15 protein-coding genes are annotated in these 19,996 nt (G+C 58.7%); all 15 read left to right on the top strand.

Going from position 1 to position 19,996, the window contains the following annotated elements; genetic code table 11:
* The 15 genes from tssF (at position 1) to AC1DZ5_RS02805 (ending at position 19,995) form a co-directional block, all read left to right on the top strand.
* Positions 1-1,767 (top strand): type VI secretion system baseplate subunit TssF, encoded by a 1,767-nt coding sequence (gene tssF / locus AC1DZ5_RS02875; protein ID WP_477885876.1) that lies wholly within the window; start codon positions 1-3, stop codon positions 1,765-1,767.
* A complete protein-coding gene (gene tssG / locus AC1DZ5_RS02870; RefSeq protein WP_477885874.1) occupies positions 1,722-2,768 on the top strand; it encodes a type VI secretion system baseplate subunit TssG in 1,047 nt (348 codons plus the stop codon). Before tssF ends, tssG begins: the two co-directional genes overlap by 46 nt.
* A gap of 16 nt (positions 2,769-2,784) precedes the next feature.
* Positions 2,785-5,484 (top strand): type VI secretion system ATPase TssH, encoded by a 2,700-nt coding sequence (gene tssH, locus AC1DZ5_RS02865; RefSeq protein ID WP_477885872.1) that lies wholly within the window; start codon positions 2,785-2,787, stop codon positions 5,482-5,484.
* Positions 5,485-5,490: 6 nt separating this feature from the next.
* Positions 5,491-7,458 carry a type VI secretion system Vgr family protein gene (locus AC1DZ5_RS02860; protein WP_477885870.1) on the top strand — a complete coding sequence of 656 codons (1,968 nt, stop codon included), beginning with the start codon at positions 5,491-5,493 and terminating at the stop codon, positions 7,456-7,458.
* A gap of 1 nt (position 7,459) precedes the next feature.
* Complete coding sequence (locus AC1DZ5_RS02855) at positions 7,460-8,158, top strand: toxin-antitoxin system YwqK family antitoxin (RefSeq protein ID WP_477885868.1); 699 nt, start codon at positions 7,460-7,462, stop codon at positions 8,156-8,158.
* A gap of 2 nt (positions 8,159-8,160) precedes the next feature.
* On the top strand, positions 8,161-8,547 hold the full coding sequence (locus AC1DZ5_RS02850; RefSeq protein WP_477885866.1) for a DUF4280 domain-containing protein: 387 nt from the start codon (positions 8,161-8,163) through the stop codon (positions 8,545-8,547).
* 17 nt (positions 8,548-8,564) lie between these two features.
* On the top strand, positions 8,565-8,792 hold the full coding sequence (locus tag AC1DZ5_RS02845; RefSeq protein ID WP_477885864.1) for a hypothetical protein: 228 nt from the start codon (positions 8,565-8,567) through the stop codon (positions 8,790-8,792).
* Entirely contained in the window at positions 8,789-9,751 is a 963-nt protein-coding gene (locus tag AC1DZ5_RS02840; RefSeq protein ID WP_477885862.1) for an ABC transporter substrate-binding protein, read from the top strand. The genes AC1DZ5_RS02845 and AC1DZ5_RS02840 overlap by 4 nt, the downstream gene beginning before the upstream one ends.
* Before the next feature lie 23 nt (positions 9,752-9,774).
* On the top strand, positions 9,775-11,049 hold the full coding sequence (locus tag AC1DZ5_RS02835; protein WP_477887026.1) for a dicarboxylate/amino acid:cation symporter: 1,275 nt from the start codon (positions 9,775-9,777) through the stop codon (positions 11,047-11,049).
* Positions 11,050-11,061: 12 nt separating this feature from the next.
* A complete protein-coding gene (gene cuyB / locus AC1DZ5_RS02830; protein ID WP_477885860.1) occupies positions 11,062-11,778 on the top strand; it encodes a cysteate racemase in 717 nt (238 codons plus the stop codon).
* Positions 11,766-13,253: a dicarboxylate/amino acid:cation symporter gene (locus AC1DZ5_RS02825; protein WP_477885858.1), complete on the top strand. Its 1,488-nt coding sequence runs from the start codon at positions 11,766-11,768 to the stop codon at positions 13,251-13,253. Before cuyB ends, AC1DZ5_RS02825 begins: the two co-directional genes overlap by 13 nt.
* Entirely contained in the window at positions 13,250-13,756 is a 507-nt protein-coding gene (locus AC1DZ5_RS02820; protein WP_477885856.1) for a hypothetical protein, read from the top strand. Before AC1DZ5_RS02825 ends, AC1DZ5_RS02820 begins: the two co-directional genes overlap by 4 nt.
* Positions 13,757-13,822: 66 nt before the next feature.
* Complete coding sequence (gene tssK / locus AC1DZ5_RS02815; RefSeq protein ID WP_477885854.1) at positions 13,823-15,151, top strand: type VI secretion system baseplate subunit TssK; 1,329 nt, start codon at positions 13,823-13,825, stop codon at positions 15,149-15,151.
* A 24-nt stretch (positions 15,152-15,175) separates the two neighbouring features.
* A complete protein-coding gene (locus AC1DZ5_RS02810) occupies positions 15,176-15,934 on the top strand; it encodes a DotU/TssL family secretion system protein (protein WP_477885852.1) in 759 nt (252 codons plus the stop codon).
* Positions 15,931-19,995, top strand: a complete 4,065-nt coding sequence (locus tag AC1DZ5_RS02805) for a type VI secretion system protein (RefSeq protein WP_477885850.1) — start codon at positions 15,931-15,933, stop codon at positions 19,993-19,995. The genes AC1DZ5_RS02810 and AC1DZ5_RS02805 overlap by 4 nt, the downstream gene beginning before the upstream one ends.
* Position 19,996 lies beyond the last annotated feature (1 nt).

The following is a 19,996-nucleotide window of genomic DNA, read 5'->3' as shown; positions in this document are numbered from 1 at the left end:
GTGGCTGAAGTCATACACAGCGATCTGCTCCAGTACTACAAGCGTGAACTGACATATTTGCGCGAGCAAGGCTCCGACTTTGCGGCGCGCTACCCCAAGGTGGCGTCCAGTCTGGCCTTGCATGGCTCCGAGTCATTGGATCCGCACACCGAGCGGCTCATTGAGTCCGTCGCCTTTTTGGCCGCGCGCGTGCACCAGGACCTGGACCGCGAGTTTCCCCAAGTCGCTGCTGCATTACTGGACAACCTGTGTCCATCACTGGTGCAGCCGGTGCCTTCCATGTCCGTCGCGCAATTCCAGCTGGACCCGACACAGGGCAAGGTCACCTCCGGTTTTCAAGTGCCCCAGCATTCGGCGCTCTATGCCAATGCATCGGATGGTCAGCAATGCCGTTTCCGCACGGCTTGGCATTCGGTATTGTGGCCCGTTAGTGTGACAGCGGCAGTTCTGGAAGGCGGTAGCAATGCGGTGCGACTGACCTTTGAGTGCGGTGCGGATTCAGATTTTTCTGAACTGGAAATCGACTCTCTGCGCATCCACCTGCACGGCGACTGGATGACGACGATTCCGTTGTACGAGTTCTTGGTGGCCGAGGTGGCAGCCGCGAGCCTCACGCCGGAGGGCGAACCGACTAGATTCCTTCCTGCGAACTCATGGCGCGAAGTGGGCTATGGCGAGGATGAGAATGTGTTGCCGCTACCGCCCAACGCACAGCCCGCGTATGGGTTGATGCAGGAATATTTTGCGTTTCCGAATAAATTTCACTTCTTCGATCTTTGCAATCTGCGCGGCAGATTGGGCAAGGGACGGCGCTTTGAGGTTCGTCTGGTGATGGGGCAGCCTGCGCGAGGAATTGCCGCCATTGATGCGGACCAATTTCAACTGGGATGCACGCCCATCATCAACCTGTTTCCGCGAACCAGTGAACCGTTGTTGATCGATCAGAAGCACTATGAATACCGCCTGGTGGCAGACCGCCAGCGCGAAGCCAGTACAGAAGTGCATTCCATTGTGTCGGTCACGGCATCCGATCCGAACGCGCAACGCCCTGTTGTTGTGCCGAGTTTCGCAGCGCTGAGCCACGCGCGAACGGGTGCCCCGGCCTGCTATTGGTCTGCCCGACGAGAGCAAAGTTTGCGTCGTGATATCTCCGGTACCGACGTGTTCCTTTCATTTGTCGATCAAAGCAAGTCGCTGACGACACCGCCGCAACCGGTGGTTTATGCGAATGTGTTGTGCACCAACCGGCGGTTGGCTGAGCAGGTTCCGCGCAACGCGCGCATGGTGGCGGAAGGTATCTCTGACACCGCCGCCGTACGCTGCCTGTATGAGCCCACCTCGCAGCGCAACCCGCCGCTGGGAAGCGAAACGCTCTGGCGGTTGGTCTCGCTCTTGACCTTGAGTCACCAATCGTTGGTGGATGGTTCCACTGGCAAAGACCAGCTGCGTGAGATGCTGGGGCTCTTTGCCTCCGATAGCACGCGTGACCATGAGCAGATCCGTGGCATCCGCAGTTTGAAGGCGCGCAGTGTTACGGGCCATATTGGGACCGAGGCTTGGCGCGGGTACTGCAGGGGCACGGAGATCTCTCTTGAGTTTGATGAAGAGGCCTTCGTAGGCGGGTCGCGCCTGCTCATGTCAGCGGCGCTGGCACGCTTTTTTGCCTTGTACACGTCGGTCAATTCATTTGTGCAATTGCGGGTATACCGCGGTGATGAGATATGGAAACAATGGGAACCGATGAGCGGCCGCCAACTGGTTCTCTAGTCCAAGGACTGATGGCTAAGCCGCAAGGCTATAACCTCTTTCAGGCCATCAGCCTGCTGGAGCGTGAAGTCCGTGCGGATGAGCCAACGCTGCAGCGCGATGCGATGCAGCTGCCTGTGCGTTTGCGTGCAGTGGTCTCCCTGGGTTTTCAGGCTAGCGACGTCAGCAAAGTGAGCGGGGACGGTTCGGAGAGTGAGCCGTTTGTCTTGCGCACACCCGTGTTGTCGCTTGCAGGAGCGCATGGTCCGCTGCCACTGCCATTTACCGAGATGGTGTTAGAGCGCAATGCCGCACGTGACTACGCCACAGCAGACTTTCTCGATATCTTCAATCACCGCTTTCTGGCCTTTCTGTACCGTAGCCGCAAGAAGCACAACATGGGGCTCAATGGCCTAGCTCCAGCTGCTTCACCACTGGCATCCTGTCTGGATGCACTTAGCGCACTGGGACTGAAGGCTGGAGTGCGTGCGCCAGATGGTGATGCTGGATGGCTTGAGCACGCAGGCTTGTTGGGTGGTGCACCCCGGTCGATCGCTGGCTTGCTGGCGATGTTGTCCCATCGCCTGGACGTGCGTGCTTCGGCCAGGCAATTTTGCGGTGGCTGGCGTTTGCTGGAGCCCACCGATGTTATGCGTCTTGGTGGGCGTGGGAGATCGCCCAGGCTTGGTCGCTCGGCCGCTTTGGGTCAACGGGTCTGGGATCAAAGTGCCGGTGTTTGCATCACATTCCATGGGCTGCGGCTGGCTCGTTTGCAGCAACTGCTAAAGGGAGGAAGCGAGCACGCATTGCTGGGTTGGATGGTGCGCCGCTACCTGTCACAAGACCTCGACGTTGAAATCGTGTTGCAGGTTCGACCTGATGACTTGCCGCGTGCTGCGCTAAGTGCCCAGCAGCCCTTGCGCCTGGGGTGGACTTCTTGGTTGGTTTCTCGGCCGGCCTCTTTGGTGGATCTGCCACCAGTGCGCTTCAAGCTCGCTGAGTCTGCGGCAGCACCACAATGAAGAAGGGCGCCTGACCGTGGAAATAGACACCCGCACCCTTCTTGGCAAATTGAATCTGGAATGCAAGCGCGCTTTGGAGCGTGCAGCCGAGCTTTGCGTTCAACAAACCCATTACAACGTCGAAGTCGAGCACTTTTTCTTCATGCTGATGGACAGCAATGCGCCCGACTGGAAGGTGCTACTGGCCCACTTCGCGATCCAACCCGATGCCATTGCGCAGCAGTTGCAGCAGGCGATGGACCATTTCAAGCGCGGCAATGCACGAACCCCGGCCCTCTCGCCCCACTTGGCTCCTTTGTTGCAGGAAGCCTGGTTGTTGAGCTCCATGCTTCTGGGCGAACAACGGATCCGCTCCGGAACAGTTCTACTGGCCGCTTTGGAGGTGGACGCCCTGCGCGGCGTGTTGTTGGAGTCGGCGCCTGGACTATTGCAAATCCCGCGTGAATCTTTGCGCAATGGCCTGTCCGAATGGTTGCGTGGCTCCAGCGAGGACAGCCGTAGCCAGCAGGGCAATACTGCTGGCAGCGCGATGCCGGCCGCGGCTGGTTCTGCGGCACCAGCGCAGATGCCGAGTCGCTCGGGTGCCCAGGGAAGCACACCTTCGCTGGATCAATACACCGTGGACCTGACCGAATGGGCGCGGCAAGGGCAGATTGATCCCATCCGTGGCCGTGATGCCGAAATTCGCCAGCTCATCGATGTGTTGCTGCGGCGACGCCAGAACAACCCGATTCTCACGGGCGAAGCTGGCGTTGGCAAAACCGCCGTAGTGGAAGGTTTTGCGCAGCGTGTGGTGCAAGGGCTGGTGCCCGCTGCGCTGCAAAATGTGTCGGTGCGCTCACTCGACTTGGCGCTGCTCCAGGCCGGGGCTGGCATCAAGGGTGAGTTCGAGAATCGCTTGAAGTCTGTCATCCACGAAGTCAAGGCGTCGGCGCAACCCATCATCCTGTTCATTGACGAAGCCCACCAGCTGATTGGTGCGGGTGGAGCGGAAGGTCAGGGCGATGCCGCCAACCTGCTGAAACCTGCGCTGGCACGGGGAGAATTGCGCACCATCGCTGCGACTACCTGGGCTGAATACAAGAAGTATGTGGAGCGTGACCCAGCCTTGGCGCGGCGGTTTCAGGTGGTCAAAGTCGATGAGCCCACGGAAGAGGTCGCGATCGAGATGCTGCGCGGCATGGTGGCCACGTTGGAGAAGCACCATAACGTGGAGATCGTGGACGATGCCGTTCGTGATGCTGTCAAGCTTTCCCATCGCTATATCACCGGCCGCCAGTTGCCGGACAAGGCCATCAGCGTGCTTGACACGGCGTGCGCCCGCGTAGCGGTCGGGCAGAGCGGCTTGCCGCCGGAGCTGGAAAATCTGGAACGTGAGATTGCAAATGCCGAAGTTCAGTTGCGCATCTACCGGCGCGAGAGCGCTGCGGGCAGAGACCATGCCAGTGCGATTCAGAGTCTGACGGCCGAGATCGCCCGGTACAAGCAGGACAAGGAACGGCTAGACGAGAAGTTGGCTGAAGAAAAAAGGGCTGTTGCGGAGATCATTGTGCTGCGTCGTCGTCTTGCCCAGCAGGCGGATGCGAACACCACAGTCGATAGTGGTGAAGATGCGGGATGGACCTCCGCCAATCTGGTACGGCTTGAGAAGGGGCTGGAAGCCATCCGCAGTGATGAACCCCTCGTCCCCGTCTACGTGGATTCTGCGGCGGTGGCGGCGGTGGTGTCGGGTTGGACCGGCATCCCGATTGGCAAGGTGCTGGCGGACGAATTGCACACCGTGCTGCACCTCAAGGAGCGTTTGGCCGAGCGGGTGGTGGGGCAGGATGCCGCGCTGGATGCCATTGCGCGGCGGGTGCGCACGTCTCGCGCGGACCTGGATGACCCGGGTAAGCCAGTAGGCGTCTTTATGCTGGTAGGTCCGAGCGGGGTGGGCAAGACGGAAACGGCCTATGCGCTTGCTGATCTGATGTACGGCGGTGACCGCAACATGGTGACCGTGAACATGTCGGAGTTCCAGGAGGCACATTCGGTCTCCAACCTCAAGGGTGCGCCGCCCGGCTACGTCGGCTATGGGAAGGGCGGTGTGCTGACCGAGGCGGTGCGGCGCCGGCCGTACAGCGTGGTGTTGCTGGACGAAATGGAGAAAGCCCACCCGGATGTGCTGGAGTTGTTCTTCCAGGTGTTTGACAAAGGTACGATGGAAGACGGCGAAGGCGTGCAGATTGATTTCAAGAACACGCTTATTCTGTTGACATCCAACGCGGCACAGGACGTTATTACCCAGGCCTGCGCGGGCAACGCGCGGCCGTCTGCCAGTGCATTGGTGGACGCGCTGCGCCCCGAATTGCTACGGCAGTTCTCGCCGGCCTTTTTGGGCCGCTTGACCCTGGTGCCGTATTACCCGCTGGGGGATGCGCAGATACGCGCCATCGTGCGGCTCAAACTGGACAAACTGGCGCTGCGTTTTGCCAGCAACCACAAGGCCGTGCTGGCCTGGGGGGCAGAGGTGGAAGATGCCATCGTCGCCCGCTGTACCGAGGTTGACAGTGGTGCCCGCAATGTGGATCACATCCTGTCGCATGCCTTGCTGCCGGAGTTGTCGCGGCGCGTGCTGGAGTGCATTGCCACGGCGGATGATTTCAATGCCGTGGTTGTGCGACTGGATGGCACGGACCAGTTTCAGTTCGACTTTGCGCTGACATCCGAGGACTGACAGGCAATGCGTGAAGGCTTTACCCAACAGAACTCCGTGATGAGCGTGACCACGCCATTCGGAGCGGATGCCTTGATTCTGGATACCTTTCATGGCGTGGAGGCGGTCTCGCAGCCGTTCAAATTTTCGCTGACGATGCGCGCGGCCAAGGCGACGCTGGACCCGGCCACTATCCTCGGCGCGACCATGACGGTCAAACTCCAGGTGCCCAAAGGGCCGAAACGCTACTTCAGCGGCATCGCCTCGCGCTTTCTGCATGCTGGAGGGGACGATGCATTCTCCTTCTACACTGCAGAGATGGTGCCCACCCTGTGGCTGTTGACGCTCAGCCGCGACCGCAAGATCTACCAGAAGAAGACAGCGGCCGACATCATTAAGGAAGTGCTGGGGGACTTCACTGTGGTGTTTGACGCCAAGCTCACCGGCACCTACGGCATTCGGGAATACTGCGTCCAGTACGACGAGACCGCCTTCGATTTCATCGCACGGTTGATGGAGGAAGAAGGCATCTTCTACTTCTTCACATTTGCCGATGGCGTGCACACCATGGTGCTGGCGGATGCCGCTAGCGCGCACAAGGCGTGTACTGATGCCACCGACCTGAAGTATTTTCCGGACCAGGATGGCCGCCGGCGCATGACCATCGTTAACCAGCTAGAGCTGGAGAGCCGGCTGGTGTCCCAGAAGTTCGAGTTCGGTGATTTCAATTACCTCACACCCACCACGGCGCTGAAAGCCGAAGTGGACGGCACCCTCGGCAAAGGCAAACAGTTTGTCTACCCTGGCAACCATGCCGTCGCTGCGGACGGCACTCAGCGCGCTACGGTGCGTTCGCAGGCGAGCCAGAACCAGGGCGTGATCTGTCGTGGCACCAGCTACAGCTATCCGCTGACGGCGGGCACCAAATTCAACCTGACGGAGCACCCCCGTACCGCGCTGAACACGGCACTGGTATTGCGTTCGGTGACGCACTGGGCCAGTGCGGCGCAGTATTGCAATGCGTTTGAAGCGTTTGACGCCACGGTGCCGTACCGCACTCCGCGGCACACCGCCTTGCCACGGGTGTCAGGCAGCCAGACGGCCTTTGTGGTCGGACCGTCGGGAGAGGAAATCTGGACGGATGAACATGGGCGTATCAAGGTGCAGTTCCACTGGGACCGGTTGGGCGCCAAGGATGACAAGAGTTCTTGTTGGGTGCGGGTTGCGCAGTCATGGGCCGGCAAGGGCTGGGGCAGCCTGTTCTTGCCTCGGATAGGACAGGAAGTCGTGATCAGCTTTGTGGACGGTGACCCGGACCGCCCGCTGGTGACGGGCAGCGTCTACAACGCCGAGAACGCGCCACCGGTGGCCCTGCCTTCTATGCAGACCCAAAGCACCATCAAGTCGCGCTCCTCGAAAGAAGGCGCTGCCGGCAATGAGATGCGCATGGAAGACAAAAAGGATTCCGAGGAGTTTTATTTCCACGCCCAGAAAGACATGAAGGTGGAGATCGAAAACGACCTGACCACCACGCTGCACAAGGGCGCCGAAGTTCACACCCTGGAAAAAGGCGACCGCACGGTGGACGTTCAGACCGGCAAGGAGACCCACAACGTCAAGGGCACCCGGGAATTGACCATCACCGGCAACGAAACACATACCAACAAGGCGGATTTCAAGCAGGTGGTCAGTGGTAAATACGAGCTCAAGGTGACGGGAGACTTGCTGATTGATGTGACCGGCTCCATCACCATCAAGTCAGCCAGCAGTGTGTCGAGCAAGGCCGGCACCACGTTCACCAATGAGGCGGGCACTGCCCTGACCAACAAGGCAGGGACCGAACTGACCAACCAGGCCGGCACCGGACTTAAGAATAAAGCCGGTACCACGCTGGACAACGAAGGTGCTATGGTCAACAACAAAGCGTCTGCGACACAAACGGTCGATGGTGGCGGCATGCTGACCCTCAAAGGTGGCATGGTGAAGATCAACTGATATGGACGCAACCTCCTCCACCGCCACGACGGAGACCATTGAGCAGTTCGACGCTGAGGGGCGACTGACGCAGCGATCCGGTCTGCGGGCGGGTATCTTGCATGGTGACTTCAGTGCGTTTGGTACCAACGGAGTCACGCTGGTCAAGGCCACTTACGTCGAGGGGGTTCTGGATGGAGGGCTGACGACGCGGGATGAGCAGGGTCGCCTGTTGCAAGAGGCCAGTTATTCAGCCGGTGTGCAGCATGGTCTGACGCGTGTTTACCAAGCGGGTCGACTATGCATGGAGCAGAACTACCAGCGTGGAACACTCCATGGCCCCTGCGTGATGTACGCCGAGGCGGGGGATGTTTCCGCCAGGCAGATGTATGTGCAGGGGCTGCTCGAAGGCGAGGCGGTTTATCTCAGTGAGGGGCGTGTCGTGCGCAAGGTCGCCTATCGAGGTGGTGTGCAAAACGGAGAGGCGGTGGATTTCAGCCGCGATGGCAAGCCCGTGCAGAAGGCTGTCTACAAAGACAACTTGCTGGACGGAACCATGGCGCGCTTTTGGCCCGATGGAAAGATTCTGGAGATGCAGGACTACAAAGCTGGGAAGCCGGTATCTGCGCTGCGCAGTTTCGATCAGAACGGTGACGAAATGCAGAGTGCCAATGCCAAGCCCGGCATAATGCAGCGGCTCGAACAACTGGTGAAAGGCTGAACATGGGGATTCAAGTAGCCATGGGCGCCAATCTTCAGTGCAGCTTTGGCGCAGCACCGGGTACGCTGACGGTGCTGCCCGCCAACAAAGTCCTGACGGGCACCCCGGCGGCCAACATCATGGACAACAAGCCCATGGTCAACATCCTGCCGTTTGGCATGTGCAACTGCCCGGCTAACCCCATGGTGGCCGCTGCGACGGCAGCGGCGCTCGGTGTGTTGACACCCATGCCATGTATTCCGGTCACCGCTGCGCCCTGGGCGCCGGGAGCGCCTACCGTACTGGTGGGAGGCATGCCAAGCTTGCAAAACTCTTCCAAATTAATGTGCAATTGGGGTGGTGTGATCCAGATCCTGGTGCCAGGACAGACGACCGTCATGGTTCCCTAAAGCGAGGCTACTAGCGCATGCAATACACATTTTCAATGACACCGCGAATGGTGACCCTAGCCGTGGTGTGTGTCATCCTGCTCTGCGTTTTACTCTTCCTGGTTGGTATGGAGATCGGGCAGAAGATGGCAGGTCAGACGATCAACGTGCAAGTTCCAGACGTTTCTAAAGCCTTGCCAGCACCACCAAAACTTCCGGGTGTTGCGGAATTGGCGGCACCCTTGGCCCCCACAACAAAACCATGAACATGATCAAGAAAGACAAGAGCGTATCCATGCAACACGGGCCACGATCCATAACGCGCCATGCTGTGCAGTGTTTGGCAATACTTGCGGGTGCATGGCTGACCGCAGGGGCACATAGCGCAACTCCGGCTCCCGTGCTTGTGAAGCCGGCTGCCGTGGTGGAGGCGCCTGCATCCGCACCGGTGCTTCCCACCACAACACTGGTCAAGGTGGCGGATGGTCGCTTGCTAGCGCCGGACATCGCGCGCATCGTTAACCGTGGCGAGCTTATCGTGGCGATGTTGGGCGTGGATTCACCGCCGTTCTTCTATACGCGCAACGGCGAGCTGGTGGGGCTGGAGGTCGACCTGGCCAAGGCCATCGCCAAAGAACTCAAGGTGACCGTGCGCTTTGATCGCAGTGCCCAGACTTTCAACGAAGTCGTGGCCGTGGTGGCACGCCAAGAAGCGGATCTGGGGGTTAGCAAACTCTCGCGCACCTTGGCGCGCGCCCAGACCATTAGCTTCACCGATCCGTATCTGCGCCTGAACCATGCGTTTATTCTGAACCGGGTCAAGTTTGCAGAGTTGGCCCGGGATCGGCCATTGCCCACGGTCATCCGCGGTTTCAAAGGTTCGATTGGTGTGATCGCCAAATCATCCTTTGCCGACTATGCCGTCAAGAATTTCCCCAATGCCGAGATACGTGAATTCCCAAGTTGGGGAGACGTACTCAAGGCACTTGAAAAAGGTCAAATCATGGCGGCCTATCGCGATGAATTCGAGATCAAACGCCTTCTGAAGATTGACCCCACTGTATCGCTGACGCTGCGCACCGTAACATTCAAGGACCTGGAAGACAGCCTGGGAATTGCTGTGGGCATTCAGGACCCGACCTTGCTGGCGTTCGTCAATCAGTTCCTCGCTGAGGGAACGGAGAAATTGACGATCGACAAGGTTCTCAAGGCAGTGTCGCAATAAAGGCTCTCGGAAATTTCTCCATGATTGATTCCAAAAAACTATACGCACTCGCACTCAACCCCTGGGTCGTGGTTTCCATGTTGGCTGCGGGATTCGCGTTGGGGCTTTACCAGCCCGACGTCGCGCGTAACCTGGGCATTGTTGGCGACATTTATGTCGACATGCTCAAAATGATTGCCTTGCCCTTCATGGTGTCTGCCGTGATATTCAGTTTGCAAAGGCTGTTTCGCGAAGGTGGCGCCGGAAGCTTGTTGGCGCGCGTTGGTGCGGTGTTTGTCGTGTTTTCCATAGTGGTTGCGGCCTTGGGCGCCGCAACCCTGTTGGTGATCCGTCCGGGCGAGGACCTATCTGTCCAGACTCGCCAGACCTTCGGCAAGATTGTTGGCAATGATCTCAACTCCAGTGACACCGTGATGAGTCTGCAGGGCATTGATGCACCAGCCAAATCTGTCAACTTTGCCGATGTGCTGGTGAGCATTGTCCCCTCTAACATCTTTGCGGCATTGGCTGGGGGAGAAACACTCAAAGCGCTGGTGTTTGCCTTGATGTTTGGTTTTGCGGTCGGGCAAGTACCGTCGCGTATTGCGGATGGACTGACCTACTCTCTGGAAACCATTTATCACGCATGCCAGACGCTCATGCGCTGGTTGAACTACCCCCTGCCCATCATCCTGCTGTGCATGAGCGCGTCGCAGATGGCCAAGACCGGGTTGGGGCCACTGCAGGCGATGGCTCAGTTCGTATTGGCATTCACGGTCGCTTCGCTGTTGGCCCTCGCCTTGGCGACCCTCATCATCTGGAAGCGATCGAATGCCAGCCTCGGCCAGACCTTGGGTGCGTTACGAGGTCCTTTTGCTTTGGCATTGGCTACGCGCAGCAGCGCCACTTGCATGCCCATCATGATTGAGGGACTTGTGGATCGTTTGGGGTTTGCCCGTTCCCGTGTCGAATTGCTGGTGCCATTGAGTGTGTCGTTGCTGCGTGTGGGGCCTGTTATTTACTATGTAGCGGCCACGCTTTTCATCGCACAGCTTTATGGCCGCGTACTGGGTCCGACCGAGCTGGCCATTGTCATGGCGGCGTCCATTCTGGCGGGGTTTGCGTCCGCAGGCATGACGGGTTTATTGACGGTGTCGCTTGTCGGCCTGACTTGCAGCTATCTTGGCCTCCCCTTTGAGGCGGCATTCATCCTCTTTCTAGCCGTCGACCCGATTTGCGACATGCTCCGAACGCTCGTCTTAGTCATCGGTAACAGTGCTGCGGTTTCCGTGGTCTGTGCGAAACCCTTAAAGATATAGAGGGCACGCTGGATGTCACGAATTGGTGTGTTTGGCGGAATGGGCCCTTTGGCTACGGTCGATTTCATGGAGAAATTGGTTCGACTGACGCCTGCCACGCGTGACCAAGACCACATTCCCTTGTTGGTTGCCAGTTTGCCCCACACACATGACCGTTCCAGTGCCATCTTGGGCCGCGGCCGTGACCCGCTTCCACAGTTGCTGGAAGGCATAGACCTGCTCAACCATGCGGGTGTTGGTGTTATCGCTATCCCTTGCAATTCTTCGCACCATTGGTTTGCGCAGTTGCGCGAACGGAGTCAGGCACCCTTGCTGCACATTGCCGAGGCCAGCGTGGCGGCCGTGCCCCGATCGCATGCGACACGCGTTGCGATCTTCGCGACGCGGGGGGCGTTGCTGTCTGGCTTTTACCAACGCTCACTGCAGGCGCAGGGGCTGGACTATTTTCTGCCCGACCCCGAGAGCGTGCAGCACGATATTGATGTGTGTATTCGAGAAGTCAAGGCAGGTCTCTTTGACGTAGCGGGCACCTCGTTGGCGCAGGCCTGTGCCGCTGCCGCTGCCGCTGGAGCTACCACCCTGATCATGGGCTGCACCGAGATTCCCATTGCTAGTCGGCATGCCGACACCGCCGGATTGACGTTGATCGACAGCTCGTTGGAGTTGGCGCGTGCCAGCGTCGCATATGCCCTTGAACGTGGGTGGAACAGGCCGGGATGGGACTCCTGAAAACGCTGGCGTCCAATCCTCTGATACTGCTGCTGTGCCTGTTGGCGGGTGCGGCAGCAGGGAGTGCCGCGCCGGGCGTGGCGGAGCCCGCGTTTGTTTTGGGACAGGTCTACCTTGCCTTGATCAACATGGTGGCTATCCCTCTTATGGTGGTGGCTACTTTCTTTGGCCTGCGCCAGACTCTGGCATTGCCGCAACCTGCGCGCAGAAGTTTGATGATTGTCGTGCTGGCAGTGGGCTTGGTGTTTGCATCGGCACTGCTCGGAACGATTTTTGGCTATGTGACTGATCCTGGAGGCAACCTGAGTGTGGCAAACCGTGCTTATCTGGGGTCTGTCGTGCTGAGTTCGGCTGCAGGCAACGCCGAACTCTCGCTGTTTGATGCAGATGCTCAGAATGCGACCTCTGCTGTCCATGCGTGGGGCGCTTTCCTGCCGGACAATTTTTTCAGAGCATTGGCACAGGGCCAGCCGCTTGGAATTCTCATCTGCGCCATTCTTTTCGGATTGGCTTTTGCGTCCATGGGCAAAGCCCGGAGCAATGCACTGATGGGGATTTTTGAAGCAATCTACCGCACTTTTGAAACGATTATTTCCCGGGTGAACCTGCTTATCCCGGTTCTGGTGTTTGGCTTGGCAGCGCACTTTGCGGCCAGTGCGGATGGCCAGGTTTTGCGTTCCATGAGCTCCTTCATCGCAACGTTTGTCGCACTGTCGTTGCTACTTGCCATCTTCGCCACGGTGCTGGTATGGCGAAACTCAGCAGCGCCTTTGTTGACCGTGCTGTCTTGCCTCAAAACGCCGGCCTTGATCAGCTTGACGTCGGCCAGCTCTACCGCTGGCGTACCGGACACCATTCGTGCCATGAGTGCCAAACTGGGCTATAGCCGAGGCATTGTTGAGTTGGTGGTGCCTGCAGCTTCTATTTTTGTACGTGCGGGCTCCGCCGTCTATTTCGCACTGCTGGCGGTCTTCGTCGCCAATATTTATGGACACGCGTTGGATGGCACCGGGTTGATGCTGATTTGTCTGGGGGCCACGATGTCGGCTTTTGCATCGGCCGGGACCAGCAGCTTTGCGGTGGTCGCTTCGGGGAGTGTGGTGTTGTCGTTGCTGAACTTACCTGTCGAGGCTGCGCTGGCGCTTTTTTTGGCGATTGACCTGATTTGTGAGGCGCCACGCAATCTGCTCTCCACGCTGTGCTGTTGCGTATTGATTGTCTTGGTGTGCAAAGGGCTTCCCTCTGAGCGTACCGATGCCAAACAAGGCGACGATGCGGCGGTGGCTGCTCCGGTTCAGTTCTCGTTCACACGGATCAGTGCCACCTTTGCGGTCATCTGCTGCGTAGTGCTGGCCAGTTTGATTGTGGTGGTTGGGATCGGCGTTGGACAAAGGGCCAGCAGCCCGGCCGTTGGACGGTCTGGCGCTGTTCTTTCTGGGGAATTGCTAGTGGATAATCCTTCGAACACAAAATGATTACCTACCTGAAGCACGCCCTCCTAGCTTTTGCATTGCTCCATCTCACAGCCTGCGGAGTGTTGGACTACATCATTCCCAAAGGGATGATGGACTTCGCGTCGCCAAAAGGGACCAAGTTGGGGTGGGACAGTGTCACTATCTCGGCGGCCAATGACGCTAATCTCAATAGTCCTGTGGCGCTTGACATCGTTGTGCTCAAGGATGATGTCTCTTTGAATATGTTGGCTACACTGCCTGCTGCGAAATGGTTTGCGACGCGAGGCGAGATGGAAAAGACGTTCCCTCAGGCGATCAATTACAAAAGCTTCGAGGTTGCACCCGGCCAGACATTGCGTATCGCTGCATCCGACTTCGGATCTGCTCGGGTGGCCGGCGTCATGATGTACGCCGACTATTTGACACCTGGCGAGCACCGGATCCGGGTAGATCAGCTACAAGGTACCGTGCTGGTTCAGCTGGGTGCCCGCGATTTCACAGTTACCGCGCAGTCGCCCAAATGAACCCCGGAGCCGCCATGTTGATTGACATAAAAACCTATCCCATGGACCAGCAACAGGAGGCGGGCGATGAATAACCCAGGTTCGCCGCGCGCGCGGATTCAGTGGCACGAGGGCATGCTGCTCTCGCCGCAGCACTTTCAGCAAGAGTCCGGCCGTGTAGATGCCCTGCTGGCGTGGCAAATGCAAGTCGCAGTGCCCTTTGCCTGGGGCGTACGACGACTCAAAATAGACACGGCCTTGTTGGCTGCCGGTATTTTGAGGGTGGTTCAGTTGGAAGCGGTGATGCCAGATGGCACAGCAGTGGTGCATTCTGCGCAAGACGTACAGCACGGCGTTCTGGAGCTGGATTTAAGCCCACATGCGACGGCCATGTCGAATGCGGCGGTGGATGTCTATCTTGCTTTGCCCGTTTCGCCCAGCATGCGATCCAATGGCTCGCCTTCGCGCTTTCGTTCCGTATCGACTGTGGCCGTTGAGGATGAGGTCTCCGAGGCGTTGCCAGCCGACGTGCCGCGTCTGCTTCCCAATTTATCGCTTCTCGCGGGCGCTACTCCGTCGGGCCTTTACACCAGCTTCAGGTTGGCCTCCGTCTTCAAGGACAACGAGGTCATCAAATTGGGCACGGCATTGCCACCCCTGTTGGAGGTTCCCAAAGAGGGAGAGCTTTGGGAGCGCCTTTCCACGTTTGTGGCGCAATTGCGCGGCAAGGCAGCCTTTGTGGCCAAGCAGACCGCAGTGCCTTCCTCGCGGACCGAGGATCGTTTGGCCTACCTGGAACAACGCGAGCGCCTGCGCAACCTGATGACAGGTTTGCCTCTGGTGGAGGCTGTGATGCGCACACCGGCCTTGCATCCCTACCAATTGTTCCTGTCTCTGTGTAGCCTTTTGGGTCCCTTGAGCCTGTTGCGTCCCGGTGGCCTTCCGCCAGTGCCGCCAGAATACGACCACGCAGATCCGCTGACCACGCTGACCCCGGTTTTGGCGGCCCTGCAGGGGGCGCTGGACGAAATCAGCCAAGACTACCGCGAGTTCAAGTTTGAATTTCGCCACGCCGCATTTGAGATCGTGTTGCAGAGTGAATGGATCGCGCCGCAGCTCATTGTGGGTCTGCGCGGTCAGCCAGAGCGCGAATTGATCGCCTGGATGGAGGGCGCCATTGTCGGGTCACAGTCCACGTATGGCTCCTTGCGCGAACGTCGGGTCTTGGGGGCTGAGCGGCTGTTCATTGAGTCTTCCAAAGAGTTGGGTGTACGTGCCAGTGCCGGCTACACCTTGTTCTCTATCAAACTCGACGAGGCGTTGATATTGGCCGGAGAGCCATTAGTGATTAGCAACTCTGCCGAAAGTGCTACGGCGCAGCGTCCTCAAGAGATGGTGCTGTTCGTCAAAGGCTGAGACTAAAACAGGAGCAATTTGCGCATGGCCCGTCAGATCCGAGAAAAACACGAAGACGACCATTTGATCGCGCAATTTCGCGCGTTCTTTGCCGAGGTTTCTAAAGCGCAAACCCGCGCGATGGAGATGCGAGAGATCAATCCGGATGCTGCCGCAGCGGCTGTGAGCAAGGATCTGGAGCAGTTGATCGAACTTCAGACCCTGGAATCGAAGCGCGAAGGCAGTCGCTCTGAGTTGCAGAGCATTGCCGATGCGCGCTATCTCAAGGCGGCTCTGGCAGACGAGATCTTGCTGAATACCGAATGGGTAGGGCGTGATCGCTGGACCGACCATTTGTTAGAGGCCTCGCTGTTCCGGACGAGTTTCGCGGGGGACCGTATCTTTGAAAAGATCGAGGAGTTGTTGTCCAATCGCGAGCCCTCGCTGAGGCCTATCGCGGCACTCTATCTGTTCGCGCTGGCTTTGGGGTTTCAGGGCAAGTTCCGCGGCTCGGCCGCGACCGAGCGTTTCGCGGGTTACCGTGCTGAACTGTTCCAGTTTGTATACCAACGCCAAGCCGATTTGTCGGGCCGCGACCGCGTGTTGTCTGAGCGCGCCTACGCCAGCACCTTGTCGCACCTCTCTCCGCGCAAGATGCCAACCTTGAGCCGTTGGTCGGTCATCTTTTTGGTCGGCGTGCTTGGGCTTTTGGCGGTGTCTGAAATGCTGTGGCTCTGGCAATCGTGGCCAGTGCGCGATGTGCTGCAAAGCGGCGTCAGCACAAGCCAGGAAGGTGCCAAATGAGTATCTTGCGGGACAACCTGTTTCTCGCCTCGCTGGCCCTGTTAACCCTGATCGTCTTGGCCGTTCTCGGCCTGGTGCTTTACTTTGCAATGCGCAGCGCCTCTGCCAAGCCTGGCAGCGATCCCAAGCTGGCCAAGCTGCGCTTTGACTCTTTGCGCAATTCGTTTCGCCAAGCAGTCGAGTTGATCGAAGGAAATATAGCGGCACGCTCGGAGCGCTACGCGATCCCCTGGGTATTGGTACTGAACGAAGGATTGGAGCAGCGCGGGTTGCCGATTGAACAATCTGGCGTGCCCAGTGCGCTGAGCTCGGAGGCTGCATCTGCGGCCACCTCACAAGGCATTTCTTGGCATTTCTTCGACAAAGGTGTTGTTGTGGAAATGCAGGGGGCCTACCTGGGATCCCCAGACGACGAAAATGCGGCCGAAAAACCCTGGGACGAATTTCTCAGCCTGTGCCACAAATACCGACCCCAGCGCCCGTTTGATTCGGTCGTGATCACGGTGCCTGCTGCCATGCTGATGGATACGAGTCCTGACGCAGCACTGGAACTGGGCAAGATGGCGCGGCTGGCCCATCGCAGGTTGTGGCTGGCACAAAACCGTTTCGCCATGCGCTTTGCCGTGTATGTCGCGATCTCGGGCTGTGAAAAGATTGAAGGCTTTTCAAGCTTTGCACGGACCTTGCCCGAACCCATGCGTGCGGGCATGCTGGGCTGGTCCTCGCCGTATGACCTGTCGACTACCTACCAAGACACCTGGGTGGGCGAAGCACTCGATGGTGTGGTACGCACCATTTCAGATACGTCTGCGGAGCTGTTCGCGAGCAAGCAAACCCTGGCCGACACCCGTGGCTTCTTCTTGCTACCCAGCCGTATCGAGGCTTTGCGCGACCAGTTGCAGGTCTATACCGATGAGCTCATGCGCCCGAGTGCCTACCATGAGCCCTTCTTCTTTCGGGGCATCTACTTCACTGGAGATAGCAGTCAATCCGCGCAGACGGCCGAGGCGCAGTTTGTGGAGGCGGATGCAGAGCCCGTGCTGGAATCTTTGGACACTGCAGATCTGGTGTCCCAGCTCATGCAAGAGCCCGCATTCTTGCGGGATCTGTTCGAAAAGAAAATATTCATGGAGTACGGGTTGGCGCGTCCCTCGCGCCAACCGCTGGCTCGGCCCATGCTTACCCGTGTTGGCCAGTTCACCGCCATTGTGGTGCTGGGCGGGTGGAGCGTAGGGTTGGTTGTCGCCACGTTGCACCTGGACCGTCGCAGCCACCACCTCAGTACAACCCTTCAGCAGATCGAAGCGGATGCAAGCTACCGGACTCAGAAGATGCGCAGTGGGGAGTCCATTGCCCCAGACTGGTACAAGGCGCGAACACTGACGCTCCTGAGCGTCATTGAAGAGCTGGGGTCACAGAAAATGTTCTCGGTGTTTATGCCGGGGTCCTGGCCCCTCTGGGACAACCTTGACAGCCGCGTGGTGGAACGGGTGGAGCGCGAGTTTGGTGACATCGCCATCGGTACTTTGCGGCGCGAGCTCTATGCACGCGCCTCTGAGCTCACCGGGGTGCCCCAGGATGAAAGCACGGCAGAACTGATTATTGGTGGCGAATGTGTGAATCCCGTGCCTGTGGCTGGCCCAACCCACAAGGCCGTATTGGCGGTGGAGGACACCGCCGAATTCCCGGCCATGTTGCAATACATCTCGTCCGTAGAGCGGCTGGAGCAGGCCGTGGAGGCGATGAAGCGACTGCAAAAGGGCGGTGCCAACGAAGCCAACGACCTGCGACTGTTGGTTAAATTTACGCTGGGTGCTGAGCTGCCTAGCAACCTGTCGCAAAGCCTGCGTTTGCTGCGCGGCAGTGATTCAGGTTCTAGCGGTTCCAACGGCGTCAGTGTGATGCACATGCAGCAGGCCGTGCGCTGTTCGCTGGTCAAAGGCATGAACGCACTGGACCAGCGCGTGTTTGTCAACAATGACCTGCTAGTGATGGAGCGGCAGTTGGCGGCCTTGAGTTACCGGCTCTTGTCGACCGATTTTCGTGTCACTGGCTTCACCCAGACGGTGGCAGGTTACAAGGAAATTCTGAACATCGTCCGCGAGCAGGAAAATATGCTGGCGACTGGCCGAGGTGGCTGGATGCACGAATTGAATTTCGATTTGGGCAAGGCCTATGCCGCGGCGTTGGACCGCATTGCACAGGCCACACGGCTTCTGGGGCTCGAGGCGGCTGAGCAGGTTCGCCAGCGCTCGGTCAACGAGTTTCTGAAGTTTTCCAGCGAGTTCTCGGCACGCTCCAATCCGGAGCAGCAAAGCGACATCGTTTGGCAGGAAAAGGATGCGCGCTATGGCCTCTCCGCGCAGCGGCTCGGTTTGCGTGATGCGATTACGGGTCTGTTAGGCCAACCCTTCATGACCCAGCCTGGGGACCGTGACATCCCCGAGATTCCCGCGCAGGGCGTTCTGCTGTGGGACGTCACCAAGCTGGACCAAGCGCTGGCATTGGGTGACATGCACAAGCGCTTCATGGCCGAAGGCCTGCTGAAGTTTCCGCCGTCCAATCGTCCTGGGGTGGTGGCATTCCTGAATGCGCAGTTTGCACGGTTGATCAACGACCGCATCGTCGACGCCCTGTCGGTGAGTGGTCGGGTGGACCCTGCCAATGCGACCGATGCCAATGCGTTTGACGCGGCGCGCGCCCGACTGACCAAGGTAGAGGCCTTGCTGTCCGATCTTGGCGCCAACACCACCGCAGACACCTTGCAGCGTTTGGTGTCTGCCGATGCGAGCATCCGCTTGCGCCAGATCGACAAGAGCCTCAACCAATCCGATCTGTACGCCATTCGGGGACGTGACTTCAGCTACTGGACCGGCGATCGCGGGCCTTTGCTGCAAGCCTTCGGAGTGCCCGACACCCAAGCCCTGCAGCAGTACTTGGCGCTGCAATTCAGCCGAGCCGAGACCTTGGGGCGCCAAGCTGAAATTTATCTGCCTTCACTGGACAAGATATCGACCGATGGCCAATTGGCCAACCGCTGGCAAGCCATCAATCGCGAGCTGGAGCGCTACCGCAGCAAAAACCCCAACAGCAGCCTCGGTGTGTACGAGCAATTTCTGCTTACGGTCGGTGCAGAAACTGATCGCAATACATGTACCGAAAAACTGGCCGGAAAATCTCCGGGTAGCAGGCCTGCAGATTACTTTGCGGAACGCTATGTCCAGGTCTACGGTGCTCTGCTTAAGCGCTGCAACGAATTGCGCTACACCGAGCAGTTGGAGCAATGGTCCGCGTTTGCGAATACCTTCAATGGGCAGGTCGCTGGTCGCGCTCCGTTTGCGGTGCCAGGGGTCAAAGACACGATCGATGCGGACTACGAGGATGTCAACCAGTTGTTGAAGACCTCCGAGAAGCTCTCCCGCGTGTTGAAAGACCCTCAGACTGCGAGCCGCACGGCGCCGTATTCCCAGTCTGTGCGCAAATTTTCGGATCAGTTTGAGCGCGTGCGCGCCTTCTTGGCACCCCTGTACCCACCGGAAGATGGCATGGTGCCTGGCTACGATGTGATGGTGGAGTTCCGGGCCAACCAGGCTGCAGAGATCGAAGGCAACAAGGTTATTGACTGGTCATTGGATGTGGGGCCGCAAACAATCAAGCTGCGCGATACCCCCCGTTTGATGCGCTGGGAGCCTGGTATGCCGGTGACGCTGAACTTGCGGCTCGCCAAAGACATTCCTGGCAATGCCCTGCCCGATCCTCAACAAACGGCGATGGCCGTCGATGGCAAAACGGTGACCTATCGCTTCACCGATACCTGGTCGCTGGTGCGCATGGTGCAGCGCCAGCGCGAGGCGGACCCAAGCGGCCGGGGCGATCTGCGTACCCAGCTGCTGCGCATGGAGTTCCCGATTGGAACGGGCACCGAACCGGGCAAGGGCGCACAGCCCGACACCCGTGCCAAGGTCTATCTGCGGTTGACCTTGTTCCCGGTGGGCAAACGCACACCCATGGTCTGGCCTGTTTCCTTCCCGATCCGGGCTCCTGAATTCAATGGCCAGTGAG

The organism is Rhodoferax sp. P1_F3, assembly GCF_056405715.1.
This window is presented reverse-complemented; position numbering and strand designations above follow the sequence as displayed.

What these genes read in the sequence shown, in the direction of transcription:
- AC1DZ5_RS02840 (WP_477885862.1), top strand. Translation starts at nt 8,789, where the DNA reads ATGAACATGATCAAGAAAGACAAGAGCGTATCCATGCAACACGGGCCA.
- tssG (WP_477885874.1), top strand. Translation starts at nt 1,722, where the DNA reads ATGGAAACAATGGGAACCGATGAGCGGCCGCCAACTGGTTCTCTAGTC.
- AC1DZ5_RS02850 (WP_477885866.1), top strand. Translation starts at nt 8,161, where the DNA reads ATGGGGATTCAAGTAGCCATGGGCGCCAATCTTCAGTGCAGCTTTGGC.
- cuyB (WP_477885860.1), top strand. Translation starts at nt 11,062, where the DNA reads ATGTCACGAATTGGTGTGTTTGGCGGAATGGGCCCTTTGGCTACGGTC.
- AC1DZ5_RS02825 (WP_477885858.1), top strand. Translation starts at nt 11,766, where the DNA reads ATGGGACTCCTGAAAACGCTGGCGTCCAATCCTCTGATACTGCTGCTG.
- AC1DZ5_RS02860 (WP_477885870.1), top strand. Translation starts at nt 5,491, where the DNA reads ATGCGTGAAGGCTTTACCCAACAGAACTCCGTGATGAGCGTGACCACG.
- tssK (WP_477885854.1), top strand. Translation starts at nt 13,823, where the DNA reads ATGAATAACCCAGGTTCGCCGCGCGCGCGGATTCAGTGGCACGAGGGC.
- AC1DZ5_RS02805 (WP_477885850.1), top strand. Translation starts at nt 15,931, where the DNA reads ATGAGTATCTTGCGGGACAACCTGTTTCTCGCCTCGCTGGCCCTGTTA.
- AC1DZ5_RS02855 (WP_477885868.1), top strand. Translation starts at nt 7,460, where the DNA reads ATGGACGCAACCTCCTCCACCGCCACGACGGAGACCATTGAGCAGTTC.
- AC1DZ5_RS02845 (WP_477885864.1), top strand. Translation starts at nt 8,565, where the DNA reads ATGCAATACACATTTTCAATGACACCGCGAATGGTGACCCTAGCCGTG.
- AC1DZ5_RS02810 (WP_477885852.1), top strand. Translation starts at nt 15,176, where the DNA reads ATGGCCCGTCAGATCCGAGAAAAACACGAAGACGACCATTTGATCGCG.
- AC1DZ5_RS02820 (WP_477885856.1), top strand. Translation starts at nt 13,250, where the DNA reads ATGATTACCTACCTGAAGCACGCCCTCCTAGCTTTTGCATTGCTCCAT.